The 14,622-nt window shown below is 48.4% G+C and carries 15 protein-coding genes; 8 read left to right on the forward strand and 7 right to left on the reverse strand.

Features of this window, described 5'->3' with window-relative positions; all coding sequences use genetic code 11:
* Positions 1-45 precede the first annotated feature (45 nt).
* Together syd and HGP28_RS14775 are read left to right on the forward strand one after the other, a co-directional pair.
* Positions 46-603, forward strand: coding sequence for a SecY-interacting protein (gene syd, locus HGP28_RS14770; RefSeq protein ID WP_168837246.1), 558 nt, complete (start codon positions 46-48; stop codon positions 601-603).
* Positions 594-1,370, forward strand: coding sequence for a DUF2310 family Zn-ribbon-containing protein (locus HGP28_RS14775; protein ID WP_168837247.1), 777 nt, complete (start codon positions 594-596; stop codon positions 1,368-1,370). Before syd ends, HGP28_RS14775 begins: the two co-directional genes overlap by 10 nt.
* A gap of 150 nt (positions 1,371-1,520) precedes the next feature.
* Here HGP28_RS14775 and HGP28_RS14780 read toward each other — a convergent pair whose 3' ends face one another.
* The 3 genes from HGP28_RS14780 to metN are packed head-to-tail and all read right to left on the reverse strand — an operon-like array spanning position 1,521 to position 4,058.
* Positions 1,521-2,330, reverse strand: coding sequence for a MetQ/NlpA family lipoprotein (locus HGP28_RS14780; RefSeq protein ID WP_168837248.1), 810 nt, complete (start codon positions 2,328-2,330; stop codon positions 1,521-1,523).
* A gap of 26 nt (positions 2,331-2,356) precedes the next feature.
* Positions 2,357-3,034, reverse strand: coding sequence for a methionine ABC transporter permease (locus tag HGP28_RS14785; RefSeq protein ID WP_168837249.1), 678 nt, complete (start codon positions 3,032-3,034; stop codon positions 2,357-2,359).
* Positions 3,024-4,058 carry a methionine ABC transporter ATP-binding protein MetN gene (gene metN / locus HGP28_RS14790; protein ID WP_168837250.1) on the reverse strand — a complete coding sequence of 345 codons (1,035 nt, stop codon included), beginning with the start codon at positions 4,056-4,058 and terminating at the stop codon, positions 3,024-3,026. The genes HGP28_RS14785 and metN overlap by 11 nt, the downstream gene beginning before the upstream one ends.
* 295 nt (positions 4,059-4,353) lie before the next feature.
* On the opposite strand from metN, the gene gmhB reads away from it, so the two are divergent.
* Both gmhB and HGP28_RS14800 read left to right on the forward strand, forming a co-directional pair.
* Positions 4,354-4,908 carry a D-glycero-beta-D-manno-heptose 1,7-bisphosphate 7-phosphatase gene (gene gmhB, locus HGP28_RS14795; RefSeq protein WP_168837251.1) on the forward strand — a complete coding sequence of 185 codons (555 nt, stop codon included), beginning with the start codon at positions 4,354-4,356 and terminating at the stop codon, positions 4,906-4,908.
* A 37-nt stretch (positions 4,909-4,945) separates the two neighbouring features.
* On the forward strand, positions 4,946-5,290 hold the full coding sequence (locus HGP28_RS14800) for an MliC family protein (RefSeq protein ID WP_168837252.1): 345 nt from the start codon (positions 4,946-4,948) through the stop codon (positions 5,288-5,290).
* Between the two features lie 46 nt (positions 5,291-5,336).
* Here HGP28_RS14800 and HGP28_RS14805 read toward each other — a convergent pair whose 3' ends face one another.
* Positions 5,337-5,939 (reverse strand): YitT family protein, encoded by a 603-nt coding sequence (locus HGP28_RS14805; RefSeq protein ID WP_168837253.1) that lies wholly within the window; start codon positions 5,937-5,939, stop codon positions 5,337-5,339.
* A gap of 343 nt (positions 5,940-6,282) precedes the next feature.
* Here HGP28_RS14805 and glyA point away from each other — a divergent pair, with 343 nt between their 5' ends.
* Positions 6,283-7,533 carry a serine hydroxymethyltransferase gene (gene glyA, locus HGP28_RS14810; RefSeq protein WP_168837254.1) on the forward strand — a complete coding sequence of 417 codons (1,251 nt, stop codon included), beginning with the start codon at positions 6,283-6,285 and terminating at the stop codon, positions 7,531-7,533.
* A 62-nt stretch (positions 7,534-7,595) separates the two neighbouring features.
* On the opposite strand, the gene lipA is transcribed toward glyA, so the two are convergent.
* The 3 genes from lipA to cra all read right to left on the reverse strand — a co-directional run bounded on the left by lipA (position 7,596) and on the right by cra (position 10,434).
* Positions 7,596-8,561, reverse strand: coding sequence for a lipoyl synthase (gene lipA / locus HGP28_RS14815; RefSeq protein ID WP_168837255.1), 966 nt, complete (start codon positions 8,559-8,561; stop codon positions 7,596-7,598).
* A 21-nt stretch (positions 8,562-8,582) separates the two neighbouring features.
* Positions 8,583-9,314, reverse strand: coding sequence for a lipoyl(octanoyl) transferase LipB (gene lipB / locus HGP28_RS14820; RefSeq protein WP_168837256.1), 732 nt, complete (start codon positions 9,312-9,314; stop codon positions 8,583-8,585).
* Between the two features lie 139 nt (positions 9,315-9,453).
* Positions 9,454-10,434: a catabolite repressor/activator gene (gene cra, locus HGP28_RS14825; protein WP_168837257.1), complete on the reverse strand. Its 981-nt coding sequence runs from the start codon at positions 10,432-10,434 to the stop codon at positions 9,454-9,456.
* A 293-nt stretch (positions 10,435-10,727) separates the two neighbouring features.
* Between cra and fruB the strand changes: the two genes are divergently transcribed.
* The 3 genes from fruB to fruA are packed head-to-tail and all read left to right on the forward strand — an operon-like array spanning position 10,728 to position 14,600.
* On the forward strand, positions 10,728-11,855 hold the full coding sequence (gene fruB, locus HGP28_RS14830; protein ID WP_168837258.1) for a fused PTS fructose transporter subunit IIA/HPr protein: 1,128 nt from the start codon (positions 10,728-10,730) through the stop codon (positions 11,853-11,855).
* Between the two features lie 11 nt (positions 11,856-11,866).
* Positions 11,867-12,841: a 1-phosphofructokinase gene (gene pfkB, locus HGP28_RS14835; protein WP_168837259.1), complete on the forward strand. Its 975-nt coding sequence runs from the start codon at positions 11,867-11,869 to the stop codon at positions 12,839-12,841.
* Positions 12,842-12,860: 19 nt separating this feature from the next.
* Complete coding sequence (gene fruA, locus HGP28_RS14840) at positions 12,861-14,600, forward strand: PTS fructose transporter subunit IIBC (RefSeq protein ID WP_168837260.1); 1,740 nt, start codon at positions 12,861-12,863, stop codon at positions 14,598-14,600.
* Positions 14,601-14,622: the final 22 nt, after the last annotated feature.

Below are 14,622 nucleotides of genomic sequence, written 5' to 3' on the forward strand. Positions count from 1 at the left end.
CAACGGGTTTTTTGTGGGGGAGTGGGGTGTTTTGAGGAGTGTGTTATGACGAAAACGGTTGCTCAGGCTCTGAGTGATTTTAGCCAACGCTATCTGGACGTATGGTGGCAGCAGGAAAACGATTTGCCGTGCAGCGGTGAACTCACCGGGCTTGCTTCACCTTGTATTGTACGCACTCAGGGCGATGCCGTTTTTTGGCAGCCGCAACCCCTTGAGCAGATTGCCGATTTTACCCAAGTTGAACACGCAATTGACTTGACTTTAGACGAGTCGATAAAGGCGTTTTATGGCACTCAGTGGGCCGCCGATATGAATGCGCAGTGGCAAGGCCAGCATTTGACATTACTGCAAGTTTGGAGTGATGAGGATTTTGTGCGACTGCAAGAAAATATTCTTGGCCATCTGGTCACGCAGCGCCGCTTAAAATTGAAACCGACGGTATTTATTGCGGCCACCGAGGCAGAAATGGACGTTGTATCGATTTGCAATTTGACTGGCGAGGTGCTGCTTGAACGTATTGGCACTCATCAGCGAGAGGTACTTGCGTCGAACCTGGTTGAGTTTTTGGATCACTTAACGCCGGTGGTGACACCGTGTATGTAGTCGAATTGCAGTTTGAGTGCTTTGATAACACGACAATTAGTGCCGTGGATAAGGCGATTAATGGCCTGATGGATGCGCTGCGCTACAACGGCCAAGTCTTGGGACGCGAATTTCCGATTGTGATGGGAGAGGGGGAGTTTTTTGTACGCACCGTCTGCCCAGAGAAAGAGAGCTTACACCCTCGTCATCATTCTGAATTTGTTCAGCGCTGCATCGCAAACCTGAGTGAAGCGAGTCTGCTGGCACCGAAAGTACGTTTACTTGGGCTGGATATTAACTCGGAACAAGCGGCGGAAACCGAAACGCCAAGTTGGCAGGTGCTTTACACTACTTATGTTCACACTTGCTCACCCCTGCGCAGCGGCGAGAGCTTATTGCCGATCCCACTCTATCGCTATGGCCCCACCTTTAATGGCGATCACAAAGCGGTGATTAAATGGCAAACGGAATGGCAGGCGTGCGATGAGTTACAGATGGCCGGCGCATGTCGCGCAGAGTTTGCTGCACTGCACGAAATTTGCGATGCGGACAGTGTGCTGTTTCGTCGTGGCTGGGATCTACGCGGGCGCATTGAATATTTAAGTCAAGTACCCACGTATTATTATCAGTACCGTGTGGGTGGCGAGAGTCTGGATGCAGAGTTGGCACGTAAGTGCCCCAAATGTGGCGGAGAGTGGCGATTAGACACGCCACTGCACGATATTTTTCATTTTAAGTGCGATGCGTGCCGAATCGTTTCCAATATTTCGTGGGATCACTTGAAATAGTGCCTTCGCTATTTAACTCACGGCATATTCCCAAGTTCTCGCTGAACCATGCATCTTGAGGTGACTTGGGTATAGAAAGAAAAAAAGAAGTCGCCAGCGGCGACTTCTTTTTAATCAAAGGATAGGTGAGTCAGTAAAGAGAAAGGCGCATTACCAGCCTTTGACGACACTGCCATTAAAAATGGTGTTGGCAGCTTGGTACACTTCTTCGCTTTGATACGCTTTGATGAATGTTTTAACGCGTTCATCGGCGACGTTTTCTTTACGTGCCACAATCAAGTTAACGTAAGGTGAGTCTTTGTCTTCGACAAAGATGCCGTTCTTTTCTGGCGTTAAGTCGACTGAAGCGGCAAAGGTATTGTTAATCACCGCAATGGCGACTTCATCAAGTGCGCGAGGCAGTTGAGCTGCTTCGAGTTCCACGATATCAAGCTGTTTTGGATTGGCAGTAATGTCACGCACCGTTGCCATTAGGCCAACGCCTTCGCGCAGGGTGATCAGACCTTGCTTTTCAAGCAGCAGCAGAGAGCGACCTAGGTTGGTTGGGTCATTTGGCACAGCAATGCGTGCGCCATTGTCTAACTCACTAACCGACGTCACGGTTTTTGAGTAGCCAGCAATAGGGTAAACGAAAGTGTTACCAGCAATGGCGAGTGGGTAACCACGGTCGGCAATTTGTTGGTCGAGATACGGTTTGTGCTGGAAAGCGTTAATGTCGACAGAGCCATCAGCCAGTGCCGCGTTGGGCGTAATGTAATCTGTAAACGTCACCAGTTTAACATCCAAATCGTAACGTTCTTTAGCGACTTTTTTCGCCACTTCAGCAACTTGCTCTTCCGCGCCAGCGATCACACCGAGCGTGATGGTATTGCTGTTTTGCTCTTCGCTGCCACATCCAGTGAGGGCGATAGCGGACGTGATCACCGTTGAGGTGATAAGCTGTTTGAGGCTAAATTTCATTTCAAACTCCTTAATATTGCTGAAATTTATCGGTGGTCAACGCGGCGAACAATACTTTCCCCGATCGATTGAATAATTTGTACCAAAACAATAAGCATGATGACGGTGACAATCATGACCGTGACATCGTAGCGATAGAACCCATAACGAATGGCAACATCCCCAAGACCGCCACCACCGACGGTACCGGCCATTGCCGAATAGCTCACCAAAGTAACCATAGTGATGGTCACGGCGTTGATAATGGTGGGCAGTGCTTCAGGCAGTAACACTTTACAAATGATCTGTAGTGGCGTGGCACCCATTGATTGCGCCGCTTCAACTAAGCCGCTGGGCACTTCCAATAACGCTCCTTCAATTAAGCGTGCAACAAAAGGAATTGCGCCAATGGCCAGAGGAACAATCGCAGCGGTGGTGCCAATAAACGTTCCCACAAGTAATTTGGTGACCGGAATAATTGCCACCATCAACACCAAAAACGGCACAGAGCGGCCAACATTGACCACAGCGCTAAGCACTCGGTTTAAACGAGGATTGGCAAGCAGCCCTCCTTTTTTACTGGTGTGCAGTACCACACCAAGTGGTATGCCGACCACAAAACCAATCAATCCCGACATGGCAACCATGTAAAGTGTTTCGAGCGTTGCCCCTAACAAAAGGTCGCTATTTTGGCTAAGCCAATCAGTGATAGTGTTAACAGACATAGCCAAGTACCTCTACTTTTACATTGTGCTTACGCAAAAAATCGATGGCGGCATTGTCGTCGTCTTCAGTGCCAAAAAGCTCGGCGACCATCATGCCAAACTTAACGCCGCCAGCGTAATCAAGATTGGAGTTAAGAATGCTGATGTCGATATTAAAATTGCGGCTAACTTGTGACATCAGCGGTGCATCGGCCGTTTCACCAGTAAACTCCAAACGCACCAAAGGATGGCTGTTATCCTCACGAGTTGGCTGCAGGCGGCGTTGAAAATCATCTGGTATCGATAAATCAAGGGTCGAGCGAATAAATTGATGTGCCAGCTCACTTTTAGGGTGGGCAAATATATCGCCAACACTGCCTTGCTCAACCAATTCTCCGCCACCGATGATCGCTACTTGATGGCAGATACTTTTTACTACATCCATCTCATGGGTAATCAGTAAAATGGTCAGGTTGAGTTTGCGATTGATCTCTTTAAGCAACTGTAAAATCGAGTGTGTGGTCGCCGGATCTAACGCGCTGGTGGCCTCATCACACAGCAACACTTTAGGTGAGCTAGCAAGCGCACGAGCAATGGCAACACGCTGCTTTTGACCGCCACTTAGGTTGGCAGGATAGGTGTGGTGCTTGTCTGCAAGCCCCACTAGCGCCAATAGTTCGGTCACCTTGGTATCAATTTCTGTTTTTGATTTGCCGGCCAGCTCCAGTGGCAGCGCGACGTTGTCAAATACCGTACGTGACGCGAGCAGGTTGAAATGTTGAAAAATCATACCGATGTTGCGGCGTGCTGCGCTCAACTCTTTGCTGGAGAGCGTGGTGAGATCCACCCCATCGACGATCACGGCACCAGATGTCGGCGCTTCAAGCATATTGACGCAGCGGATCAGCGTGCTTTTTCCTGCTCCCGAAGCCCCAATAACACCGAAAATAGTGCCAGCTTTGATCTCTAACTTTATGTCTTTTAACGCATGAATCGCGTTATCGCCTTGCGCAAATACTTTGTTAATGTGTTGTAATGCAATCATGATATTCCCTGGCCTGATTAGCAGCAGATTGTTTCAACTTGCGCCGAAGATGTTAGATGATGCTATGGATTCCTAACATGTCTGTCAATAGATATTTTTACGTCTAGACGTCCAAATGAGTTGGGGTGGATGGAGTTAATCCACAACCAGGATGAAATGACCCTATCGTTAATCGACCTTCAACCTAGTAAGGGTGGGATGAAAGCCTTATTGGCTTGCTATTTTGTGGCAACTTCAAGTTGATGGGCTATGGGTATATAATCGGCGGCAATCAGAACTAAGTGAGAGCAAAATTTTGGCTAAACCTGCTGTATTTATCGATCGTGATGGCGTAATCAATGTTGATCATGGGTATGTTCACGATGAACATGACTTTGAATTCATTGATGGCGTGTTTGCCGCCACCAAAGCGCTTAAAGAGATGGGGTATTTGTTAGTCCTAGTGACGAACCAGTCAGGTATCGCTCGCGGAAAGTTTAGTGAAGACCGTTTTTTGTCTCTGACGCAGTGGATGGACTGGAACTTTGTTGATAATGGCGTCGAATTTGATGGCATTTATTACTGTCCTCACCATCCAGAAGGGGCGGTTGAGGCGTACCGTCAGACCTGTGATTGCCGTAAACCTGAGCCAGGTATGTTTTTCTCTGCACGCGATTTTCTCAAGATTGACATGGAAAAATCGGTGATGATTGGCGATAAAAAAGAAGACATGATGGCGGCGCAGGCTGCGGGTGTAGCTACACGCATTTTGGTGCGTACGGGGAAACCGGTGACTGCAGAAGGTGAGGCACTGGCAACATCAGTGCTTGATAGTATTCGCGACGTGCCCGCTTACCTTAAATCGCGCTAGGCCGATTGCACGGCCAAGCCAAATTAGGAGAGGCTGTGTGAAAACAACACTTTTTTCGATAATTGCAATAACGGCGTTGGCTGGGTGTTCAACGCTAAGCAAAAATGAATCGGTTGAGGATACGGCGCACTATGTTTGCGCGCCGAATTTGCACGTAACAGCGGATTTTCTCAACAATTACGATGCGGTTCGTTTAAATATGCCTGGGCAGACGATTTTGCCTGAAAATGAAGTCTTACTCACTCGTACCCCGGCGGCATCCGGCATGATGTTCAGTCGCACTGGGGCTTGGCCTGTGACGTTTTTGGCCAAAGGCGATATGGCGATGTTAGAGATCAATAATCGATTTTATAATGATTGCGCCACAACAGAAGCGCCTTAACTGATTCACCATAAAGTAAAACGGGCTACGGCCCGTTTTACTTTAATTAGCGAGGGTATGACACGCTGTAACGCTGCGGCTTGTGATTCATCGCTAACACCATATTTAATGTGATGGCACCCACAACGGAAATGGCGATAACGCTTGGGGTGATAAACAAAAACGAGGCGAGTAAAATGGTGACATCAATCGCCATTTGTGTTTTGCCAACGGAAATGCCCCACTTGTCTTGAATGGCCAGACAAAGCACGTTGAACCCACCCAAACTTGAACGGTGGCGAAATAAGATCAGCATCCCCACTCCCATCAAAATCCCACCAACAATGCCGCAATAGAGCGGATTGACGTTCTCGACCGTATACATAAGTGGCAGATGATCGGCAAAAATCGAGACTAGAGCGCCTGATAATGCGCTGTTAAACGCAAATTTAGCGCCAAATCGCCGCCAAGCCAGCAAATAAAATGGGGTATTGGCAAGAAAATACAGGGTTCCAAAACTGGCCGAGACAAAGTGCGTCATCAGCAAAGCAAGGCCGGTGGTGCCGCCCGTCAGAAGGTCAGCAGCTTGCAGAAAGTAGACGCCCTGAGCAACAATCAAGGTGCCTGTGAAGATTGCAATCCAGTCTTCTTTACGTGAGTGTTTTTCCATCAATTCAAAAATTTAATGCCAATAAAGGGGGCGAAATAGTAGTAGAAAGCCATCATTTTCGATAGGGTAGATGACGATCTTTTGCTAAAGGCTTGTATTTTGAGCTTTACACAGTGTAAAGCGTTCAAACCAAAACAGGTGTTTTAGTGGTCAGACTTGCCATCACTATGAAATATCGGCGGGTTGATGATGAAAAAATGCCATGAGAAAAAAGCAATTTTTCCTTTAAGCAGTAATTCCAATTATGTAAAATACGTGCATAAACAGGATGACGAAAACGTTTGCTTTTTGCCGTTATCTGGTTTTTTTGCAACTTTCAGTAAGTCTGAGTCAGGAGATACAGATGCTAAAGCGTGATATGAACATCGCGGATTACGATGCGGAGCTATTCGCCGCTATCCAAGAAGAAACTCTTCGTCAAGAAGAACATATTGAACTTATCGCTTCAGAAAACTACACCAGCCCACGCGTCATGGAAGCACAGGGCTCGCAGTTGACCAATAAATACGCTGAAGGCTATCCAGGCAAGCGTTACTATGGCGGTTGTGAGTATGTCGATAAGGCTGAGGCATTAGCGATTGACCGTGCGTGTCAGCTTTTTGATTGCGAATACGCGAACGTTCAACCGCATTCTGGTTCACAAGCCAACAGTGCTGTTTACATGGCGCTACTAAACCCAGGTGATACCGTATTAGGTATGAGCCTTGCGCATGGCGGTCATTTAACTCACGGCTCACCAGTGAACTTTTCCGGCAAGCACTATCATGTGATCCCTTACGGTATCGATGAGACTGGCCAAATCAACTACGATGAAATGGAAGCTCTTGCGCTTGAGCACAAGCCAAAAATGATCATCGGTGGCTTTTCTGCTTATTCACAAGTGGTTGATTGGAAACGCATGCGTGAGATCGCAGATAAAGTAGACGCCTATTTATTTGTTGATATGGCGCACGTTGCAGGTCTGATTGCGGCAGGCGTTTACCCAACGCCACTGCCACACGCACATGTTGTGACGACGACGACGCACAAAACTTTAGCAGGTCCTCGTGGCGGTTTGATTTTGTCAAACGCAGGCGAAGAGATGTACAAAAAATTGAACTCAGCGGTTTTCCCTGGTGGTCAAGGTGGTCCTTTGATGCACGTTATTGCGGCAAAAGCGGTTGCGTTCAAAGAGGCGATGGAGCCTGAGTTTAAAGCGTATCAAGCGCGCGTAGTTGAAAACGCGAAAGCCATGGTTGCTCAGTTCCAAGAGCGCGGTTACAAAATCGTGTCTAACGGTACGGAAAACCACTTGTTTTTGGTTGATTTGATTGACAAAAACATCACAGGTAAAGACGCTGACGCTGCACTTGGCGCTGCAAACATCACGGTAAACAAGAACTCGGTACCAAATGACCCACGTAGCCCATTTGTTACTTCTGGTATTCGTGTTGGTACGCCGTCAATCACTCGTCGTGGCTTTACTCAGCAAGATGCGGTGGACTTGGCAAACTGGATGTGTGATGTGCTAGATAACATCGATAATGCGGATGTGATTGAGTCAACGAAGCAAAAAGTACTGGCAATCTGTAAGCGCCTACCTGTTTACGCATAATCAGCCAATCAAAAAATAAAAAAGAGCTCAATTGAGCTCTTTTTTTGTACTATTTGAATGCGTTATTTGACTTCAATCCCTTGAGCTTGCATGTCCGCATGGTAGGACGAGCGAACAAACGGGCCACAAGCGGCATGAGTAAAACCAAGGCTGAGCGCAATTTCTTTCAACTCATCGAACTCTTCTGGCGGCACGTATCGCGCGACTGGCAAGTGATGGCGGCTTGGCGCTAAGTACTGACCTAAGGTTAGCATTGTCACGCCGTGGGCACGTAAGTCTTTAAGAACCTCAATGATCTCTTCTTTGGTTTCGCCTAATCCCATCATTAAGCCCGATTTGGTCGGAATCGTTGGGTGCTGCTGTTTAAATTTCTGTAGCAATTCCAGTGACCATTTATAGTTGGCACCCGGGCGCGCTTTACGATACAAGCGCGGCGCCGTTTCGAGGTTGTGATTAAACACATCGGGCGGATTATCTTTCAGAAGGTCCAGCGCAACGTCCATGCGACCGCGAAAATCCGGCACTAGGGTTTCAATTTTAATGTTGGGGCTTTTGGCCCGAATTTCTCGCGTGCAATCGGCAAAGTGCTGCGCACCACCATCGCGCAGATCGTCGCGGTCAACGGAGGTGACCACAACGTACTTAAGCTTCATGTCGTGGATGGTTTGTGCCAATTTTTGCGGTTCATCCACTTCCGGAGCGAGCGGGCGCCCGTGGGCCACATCGCAAAACGGGCAGCGGCGTGTACAGATAGCACCAAGGATCATAAAGGTGGCTGTGCCATGATTAAAGCACTCCGCTAAGTTGGGGCAAGAGGCTTCTTCACAGACAGAATGCAATTTGTTTTTCCGCATCGCCGATTTAATGTCTTGAATGCGCTGGCTGTCTGCGGGCAACTTGATTTTCATCCATTCGGGTTTGCGCAGCGTTTCGACGGGTTCATCAGGCATGTTTTTGACGGGAATTAGCGCCATTTTATCGGCATCACGATATTTGACGCCGTGTTCCATTTGAATAGGTTTGCTCATATTGTTCTACTTATCGTTAGCTTAGGGTTGCGGATTCAAAGACTGCGTCGTAATTGATGAGTCAGTGGGTTTGTCAGTCGATAATAAGAGTGACGCTTCACCAAGTGATGAGGTGTCATGTGGAGGCCAAGAAACAGAGTCATAACCAAGCCGTTTGGTCAGCACGTGAATTAACGACTCGCCTACCAATGTCAGATCGCTCGGTCCACCAAGTGCGCTGGTTTGCGTCATTTCAAGCCCTTGATAGCCACACGGGTTGATGTTGTGAAAAGGGCTTAAATCCATGTCGACATTAAGCGCCAGCCCGTGAAATGAGCAGCCTTTGCGAATCCGCAGGCCGAGAGAACAAATTTTTTTCTCGGCAACATACACGCCAGGCGCGTCAGGGCGAGGGTAGCTTTCGATGGAAAATTGAGCCAAGGTCTCAACAACGCTTTGCTCGATGTGAGTGACTAGCTCGCGCACACCCAGCTGTTTACGCCGTAAATCAATTAGAAAGTAGGCGACTAATTGCCCAGGACCATGATAGGTGATCTGCCCACCTCGGTCACTTTGTACCACGGGAATCTCACTTTGAGTCAGCAGGTGCTCAGCCTTGCCTGCTTGTCCTTGGGTAAAAACAGGGTCATGCTCGACCAACCAAATCTCATCAAGGGTGCTTGCCTCTCGAGAATCGGTAAATCGGTGCATTGATTGCCAAGTTGGCAAGTATGCTTGGCGGCCCAATTGTCGCACTAAAAGCCGATTTTCCATCGCTGTCACCCTGTGATTAAACTAAAGTTTAGCGATTATAACTTAATTTGAATTTTCTAACTATATTCAAATAACCAAACTCTAACGGAAATCAAACAATAACACAGAGTGGTCAGGGGCGAATATGCGGAATGTTCGCCTAATGACGTTTGATCATTTTACGTGGGATGAGCTCGATACCAGCGGTGTAACGTTTTGCCGACGCATTCAGCGCGAGCGCCATTGCGCTATCGGCAATCAGTTCAAACTGCTGTGGAAGAGAGTTGATTTTTATGGGTAGGAAGTCCAGTAATCGATTGTCGCCAAATGTGGCTAAGCGTACTCTAGCCATCAGATCTGGCCGAGTAAGTAAGGCATCTAGCACCCCTTCAAGTAACGTGTATGAGGTAGTGATCAGCGCATCGGGTAAGCGTTGTTGGGCTATCCAATTTTCAACGATCTTTTGCCCCTCTTCGCGCGAGAAATGGGCGCCATAATTCACCAATATTTCTGTCGATTTTCCGCTTAAAGCGGAGCGAAAGCCTAACTCACGCTCTTTCGATATTTGCAACTCTTCAAGGGCACCGATAAGGCCAATAGAGCTGATTTTGGGCGCTAATACCGATTTAGTCAGTTCAAAGGCGGCATCAAAGTCCTCACTTATCACACTAGAAAAGACCTCATCGTCCATCGCTCGGTCAAGCGCAATGACCGGCGTACCGCCGTTTTGTAAGGCTAAGTAAAACTCGTTAGCGCTCGGCATGGCGCTTGCCACAAATAGCGCATCAATTCGTCGGCTGACCAGCGCGTTGGCCACATTCATCTCGGTTTGAGGATCATCATCAGAGCAACCGATGAGAATTTGGTAACCGGCTTTGCGCGAGTTTTGCTCAATCAATTTGGCAAGACGCGCATAACTGGTGTTCTCGAGATCGGGAATGATCAAACCAAACGAACGCGATTGCCCTGCGCGTAAGGAGGTGGCAGCGTGATCGGGTCGGTAATTATGTTGTTCAACAATGGCGATGACTTTCTTTTGAGTCTTTTCGCTAATGCGATATTTCTGAGCCTTACCGTTTATTACATAGCTTGCGGTGGTTTTTGAAACGCCCGCCAATTTTGCTATCTCATCTAGTGTCATATACCAAGCCTTATTCTGTGCGCCGGATCATATTAATACATCAATGACGCTTCGGTAAGTTGAACTATAAGCTGAATCGATTCAGTATAAAAGCTGAAAGGATTCAGCAAGAATTGGAAAATGGCGCGATTCAATAAAATGCAGCCGAATACGCACTCTGAGTTAGGCCCTAATTGAGTTCAAAGTCACGCAACTTAATGGCGTTGGGCTAGGGGATAAAGCACAGAGATGTTAAAAAATAATCATGATACTCACTCGCGCGATACCGAGTGGGCACACGCCGGAGAAGCACCATGCTCAAGCTCAGTCCGAATGACATTACCCTCGCGCAATCTGCGCCGAATAAGTTGGAAGCCATTAAGCGTATTGCTCAAAGCCTCACTGACAAAGGTCTCGTTGAGCACGGATACGTAGACGGTATGCTTAACCGTGAAAAGCAAAACTCGACTTTTTTAGGCAATGGGATTGCAATTCCGCACGGAACCACAGATACCCGAAACATGGTAAAAGCCACAGGTGTTGCGGTGCACCATTTTCCTCAAGGTGTCGACTGGGGGGATGGTAATACCGCATACGTTGTCATTGGCATTGCCGCGAAATCTGACGAGCATTTGGGCATTTTAAAACAACTGACCAATGTCCTGGGGGCCGAGGGGGTCGAAGCACGTTTGCGCCAAGCGAAAAACGCCGAAGAGATTATGGCGTTATTGCATGGTGATGTGCAGCTTGAGGCGATTTTTGACACTGCTCTTATTCAGCTTTCATTCCCAGCCAGCGATATGCTTCAACTGAGTGCGGTTGCCTCTGGACTGCTTAAAAACAGCGGTTGTTTTGCGGGCAATGAATCGGTTGCAGAGCTTATCACCAAAGCCCCTACGCACTTAGGGCACGGTGTGTGGTTGGTCGGCACGAATAAACACGTAACGCAAACCGGGGTCGCGTTTGTTTCCACCTGTCATGAGTGCACCTTTGAGGGGGAGCCTGTGCGTGCGCTGATTGCATTTGCGGCCTGTAATCAAGCGCATCAAGCCATACTCACTCAGCTCACCAATTTGGTTTTCAACCAGCAGCATTCGGCCTTACTTGATGCCAACCCTGAACAGATTATTGCGCTATTGAAAGGCGAAGATGTCAGTGGTGAGAGCGAAAATAGCGCCATCTTTAAAATCAAAAACGCCCATGGTCTTCATGCTCGCCCTGGCGCAATGCTGGTCGCTGAGGCAAAGAAATTTGAGTCAAATATTCGTGTCGCAAACCTAGGTGGTGATGGCAAAGCCGTGAATGCGAAGAGCTTGATGAAGGTGATTGCTCTTGGGGTGAAACATGGTCATCAACTGCAATTTTTCGCTGAAGGTGCAGACGCCGCTCAAGCGCTTGAATCGATTGGTAAGGCGATTGCGTCTGGATTAGGCGAGAGTTAAGGCGCACTACGATGACACAACAAAAAACCACTAAGGTCGTGACCATTACCTTAAATCCGGCATTGGATTTAACTGGCGCTTTGGGCGCTCTCAATCTCGGCGGTGTCAGTCTGGTGGAGCGCAGCGAGCTTCATGCGGCGGGCAAAGGCGTCAATGTGGCTAAAGTGCTGAGCGATCTCGGCGCCGAAGTCACAGTCACCGGATTTTTGGGCAAAGATAACCCAGAGCTATTCCATCAGCTTTTTGCCGAAATGAATGCAAAAAATGCCTTTATTGAGGTTGAAGGCGCGACACGCATCAATGTCAAACTGGTTGAAGCCGATGGTCAGGTTACTGACATCAATTTCCCCGGCGTACATGTGTCGAAAGAGGAGATCAGCCGTTTTGAAGACACTCTTTTTCAACTTGCTAAAACTCATGAGTACTTTGTACTAGCAGGCAGTTTGCCAAGTGGTGTTACGCCCGAGCAGTGCGCCAGCTGGATAAGCAAGCTACGCCAGTTGGGTAAGAAGGTGCTGTTTGATAGCAGCAAGGCGGCTTTGGCTGCTGGCGTTGAGGCTCAACCTTGGCTCATTAAACCCAACGATGAAGAGCTTGGTGAATTTGTTGGCGCGCACCTGACAACGCCTGAGGCTTGTCAGTCAGCGGCGCAAGCTCTCTGCGACAAAGGAATCGAAAATATTGTGGTTTCCATGGGCGCAGACGGTGTGATGTGGCTTAACCAAGGCCACTGGTTACGCGCAGTGCCACCGAAAATGACGGTGGTGAGTACCGTTGGCGCTGGTGACACCCTAGTGGCGGGCCTGTGCTGGGGTCATATGCAAATGATGACAAAATCCGAGATTTTGGGGTTTGCGACAGCACTTTCTGCACTGGCTGTGAGTCAAGTCGGTGTGGGATGTCGCGACCAAAACGAGCTGAAGCGTATCCAGGGTCAAACCGATGTTTTTGCGCTTAATCCAAATACCAAATTAAACCAAAACTAAGCAACCTAAGGTTATCAGTATGAATATTGCCATTATTACCGCGTGCCCAAGTGGGGTAGCTAACAGCATTATCGCGGCAGGCTTGCTTGAACAAGCCGCTGCGAAGTTGGGTTGGAATGCTAAAATTGAATGTCATTCGAGCGTTATTGAGTCAACGCCGCTGAGTCAGGCAGATATTGCCAGCGCTGAGGTGATTGTTATCGCCGCCAATACACCGGTCGATATGTCGCGCTTTGTTGGCAAAAAAGTGTATCGAGCAGAGATTGCTGCAGTGGCAAAAGGGGCGTGCGAATTTTTACAGCAGGCCGTTGAACATGCCGACCTATGCGCCGTTACTTCAACACATGATGAAGCCGATAAGCATCGCTCTGCGGTGAAAAACATTGTCGCGATCACCGCTTGCCCGACGGGCGTTGCTCACACGTTTATGGCCGCAGAGGCATTAGAAAATGAAAGTAAACGTCGCGGATATCAAATAAAAGTGGAAACGCGTGGTTCAGTTGGGGCAAAAAATCAACTGACAGAGCAAGAGATTGCTGATGCGGATTTGGTGATTATTGCCGCAGATATTGAGGTGCCACTTGAGCGTTTTAGCGGTAAAAAAATGTATCGCACAAAAACCGGACCTGCGCTGAAAAAGACCGCTGAGGAGATGGATAACGCGCTTGAACAGGCTGCGGTTTATCAACACTCGGGCTCGTCAAGTTCGCCTGCCGCAGCAGATGAGAAAAAAGGCGCATATAAGCATCTTATGACAGGGGTCTCTCATATGTTGCCTGTGGTTGTTGCTGGCGGATTAATCATTGCGCTCTCTTTTGTCTTTGGTATCGACGCGTTTAAACAAGAAGGTACTTTGGCGGCGGCATTGATGAACATTGGCGGTGGAGCCGCCTTTGCTCTGATGATCCCAGTGCTGGCTGGTTATATTGCCTTTTCCATTGCGGATCGCCCTGGCTTAGCACCGGGTTTGGTTGGTGGTATGTTGGCTAGCACCACCGGAGCGGGCTTTCTTGGCGGCATTGCAGCGGGTTTTATTGCCGGATATGCGGCAAAATTACTGGCAAACAAAGTTACCTTGCCGCAGTCGATGGAGGCATTAAAACCCATCCTCATCATTCCGTTTGTTGCGACGCTCTTTACTGGATTAGTGATGATTTACATCGTCGGCGGTCCCGTTTCCAGCATCATGAATGGGTTGACGGATTTCTTGAATAACATGGGCTCAGACAGCGCTGTGCTTTTGGGTATTATTCTTGGCGCGATGATGTGTTTTGATTTGGGTGGACCTGTCAATAAAGCCGCTTACGCATTTGGTGTTGGTTTGCTTGCTTCACAAAGCTACGCCCCCATGGCCGCGATTATGGCTGCAGGTATGGTGCCTGCACTCGGTATGGGGCTTGCCACTGTGATTGCAAAAAGTAAGTTTGAACCGAGTGAGCGTGAAGCAGGCAAAGCGTCATTTGTGCTTGGCCTGTGTTTTATTTCAGAAGGCGCTATTCCGTTTGCTGCTAAGGATCCAATGCGTGTGATCCCAGCGTGCATTGCGGGTGGCGCGCTAACGGGTGCACTCTCTATGCTGTTTGGTGCGACTTTAATGGCGCCACATGGTGGACTCTTTGTGCTGCTTATTCCCAATGCCATCACCCCTGTACTGATGTATCTTGTGGCTATTACCGCAGGAACCTTGGTCACCGGTGTGACTTACGCATTACTCAAACAAAAAAGTGCGGAGACGCAGGTTCACACAGCAGTCGCTTAAGATACCTTTAGGACAGCGATAA

Origin of the sequence: Vibrio agarilyticus, from assembly GCF_012641465.1 — a bacterium.
Lineage (GTDB): Bacteria > Pseudomonadota > Gammaproteobacteria > Enterobacterales > Vibrionaceae > Vibrio > Vibrio agarilyticus.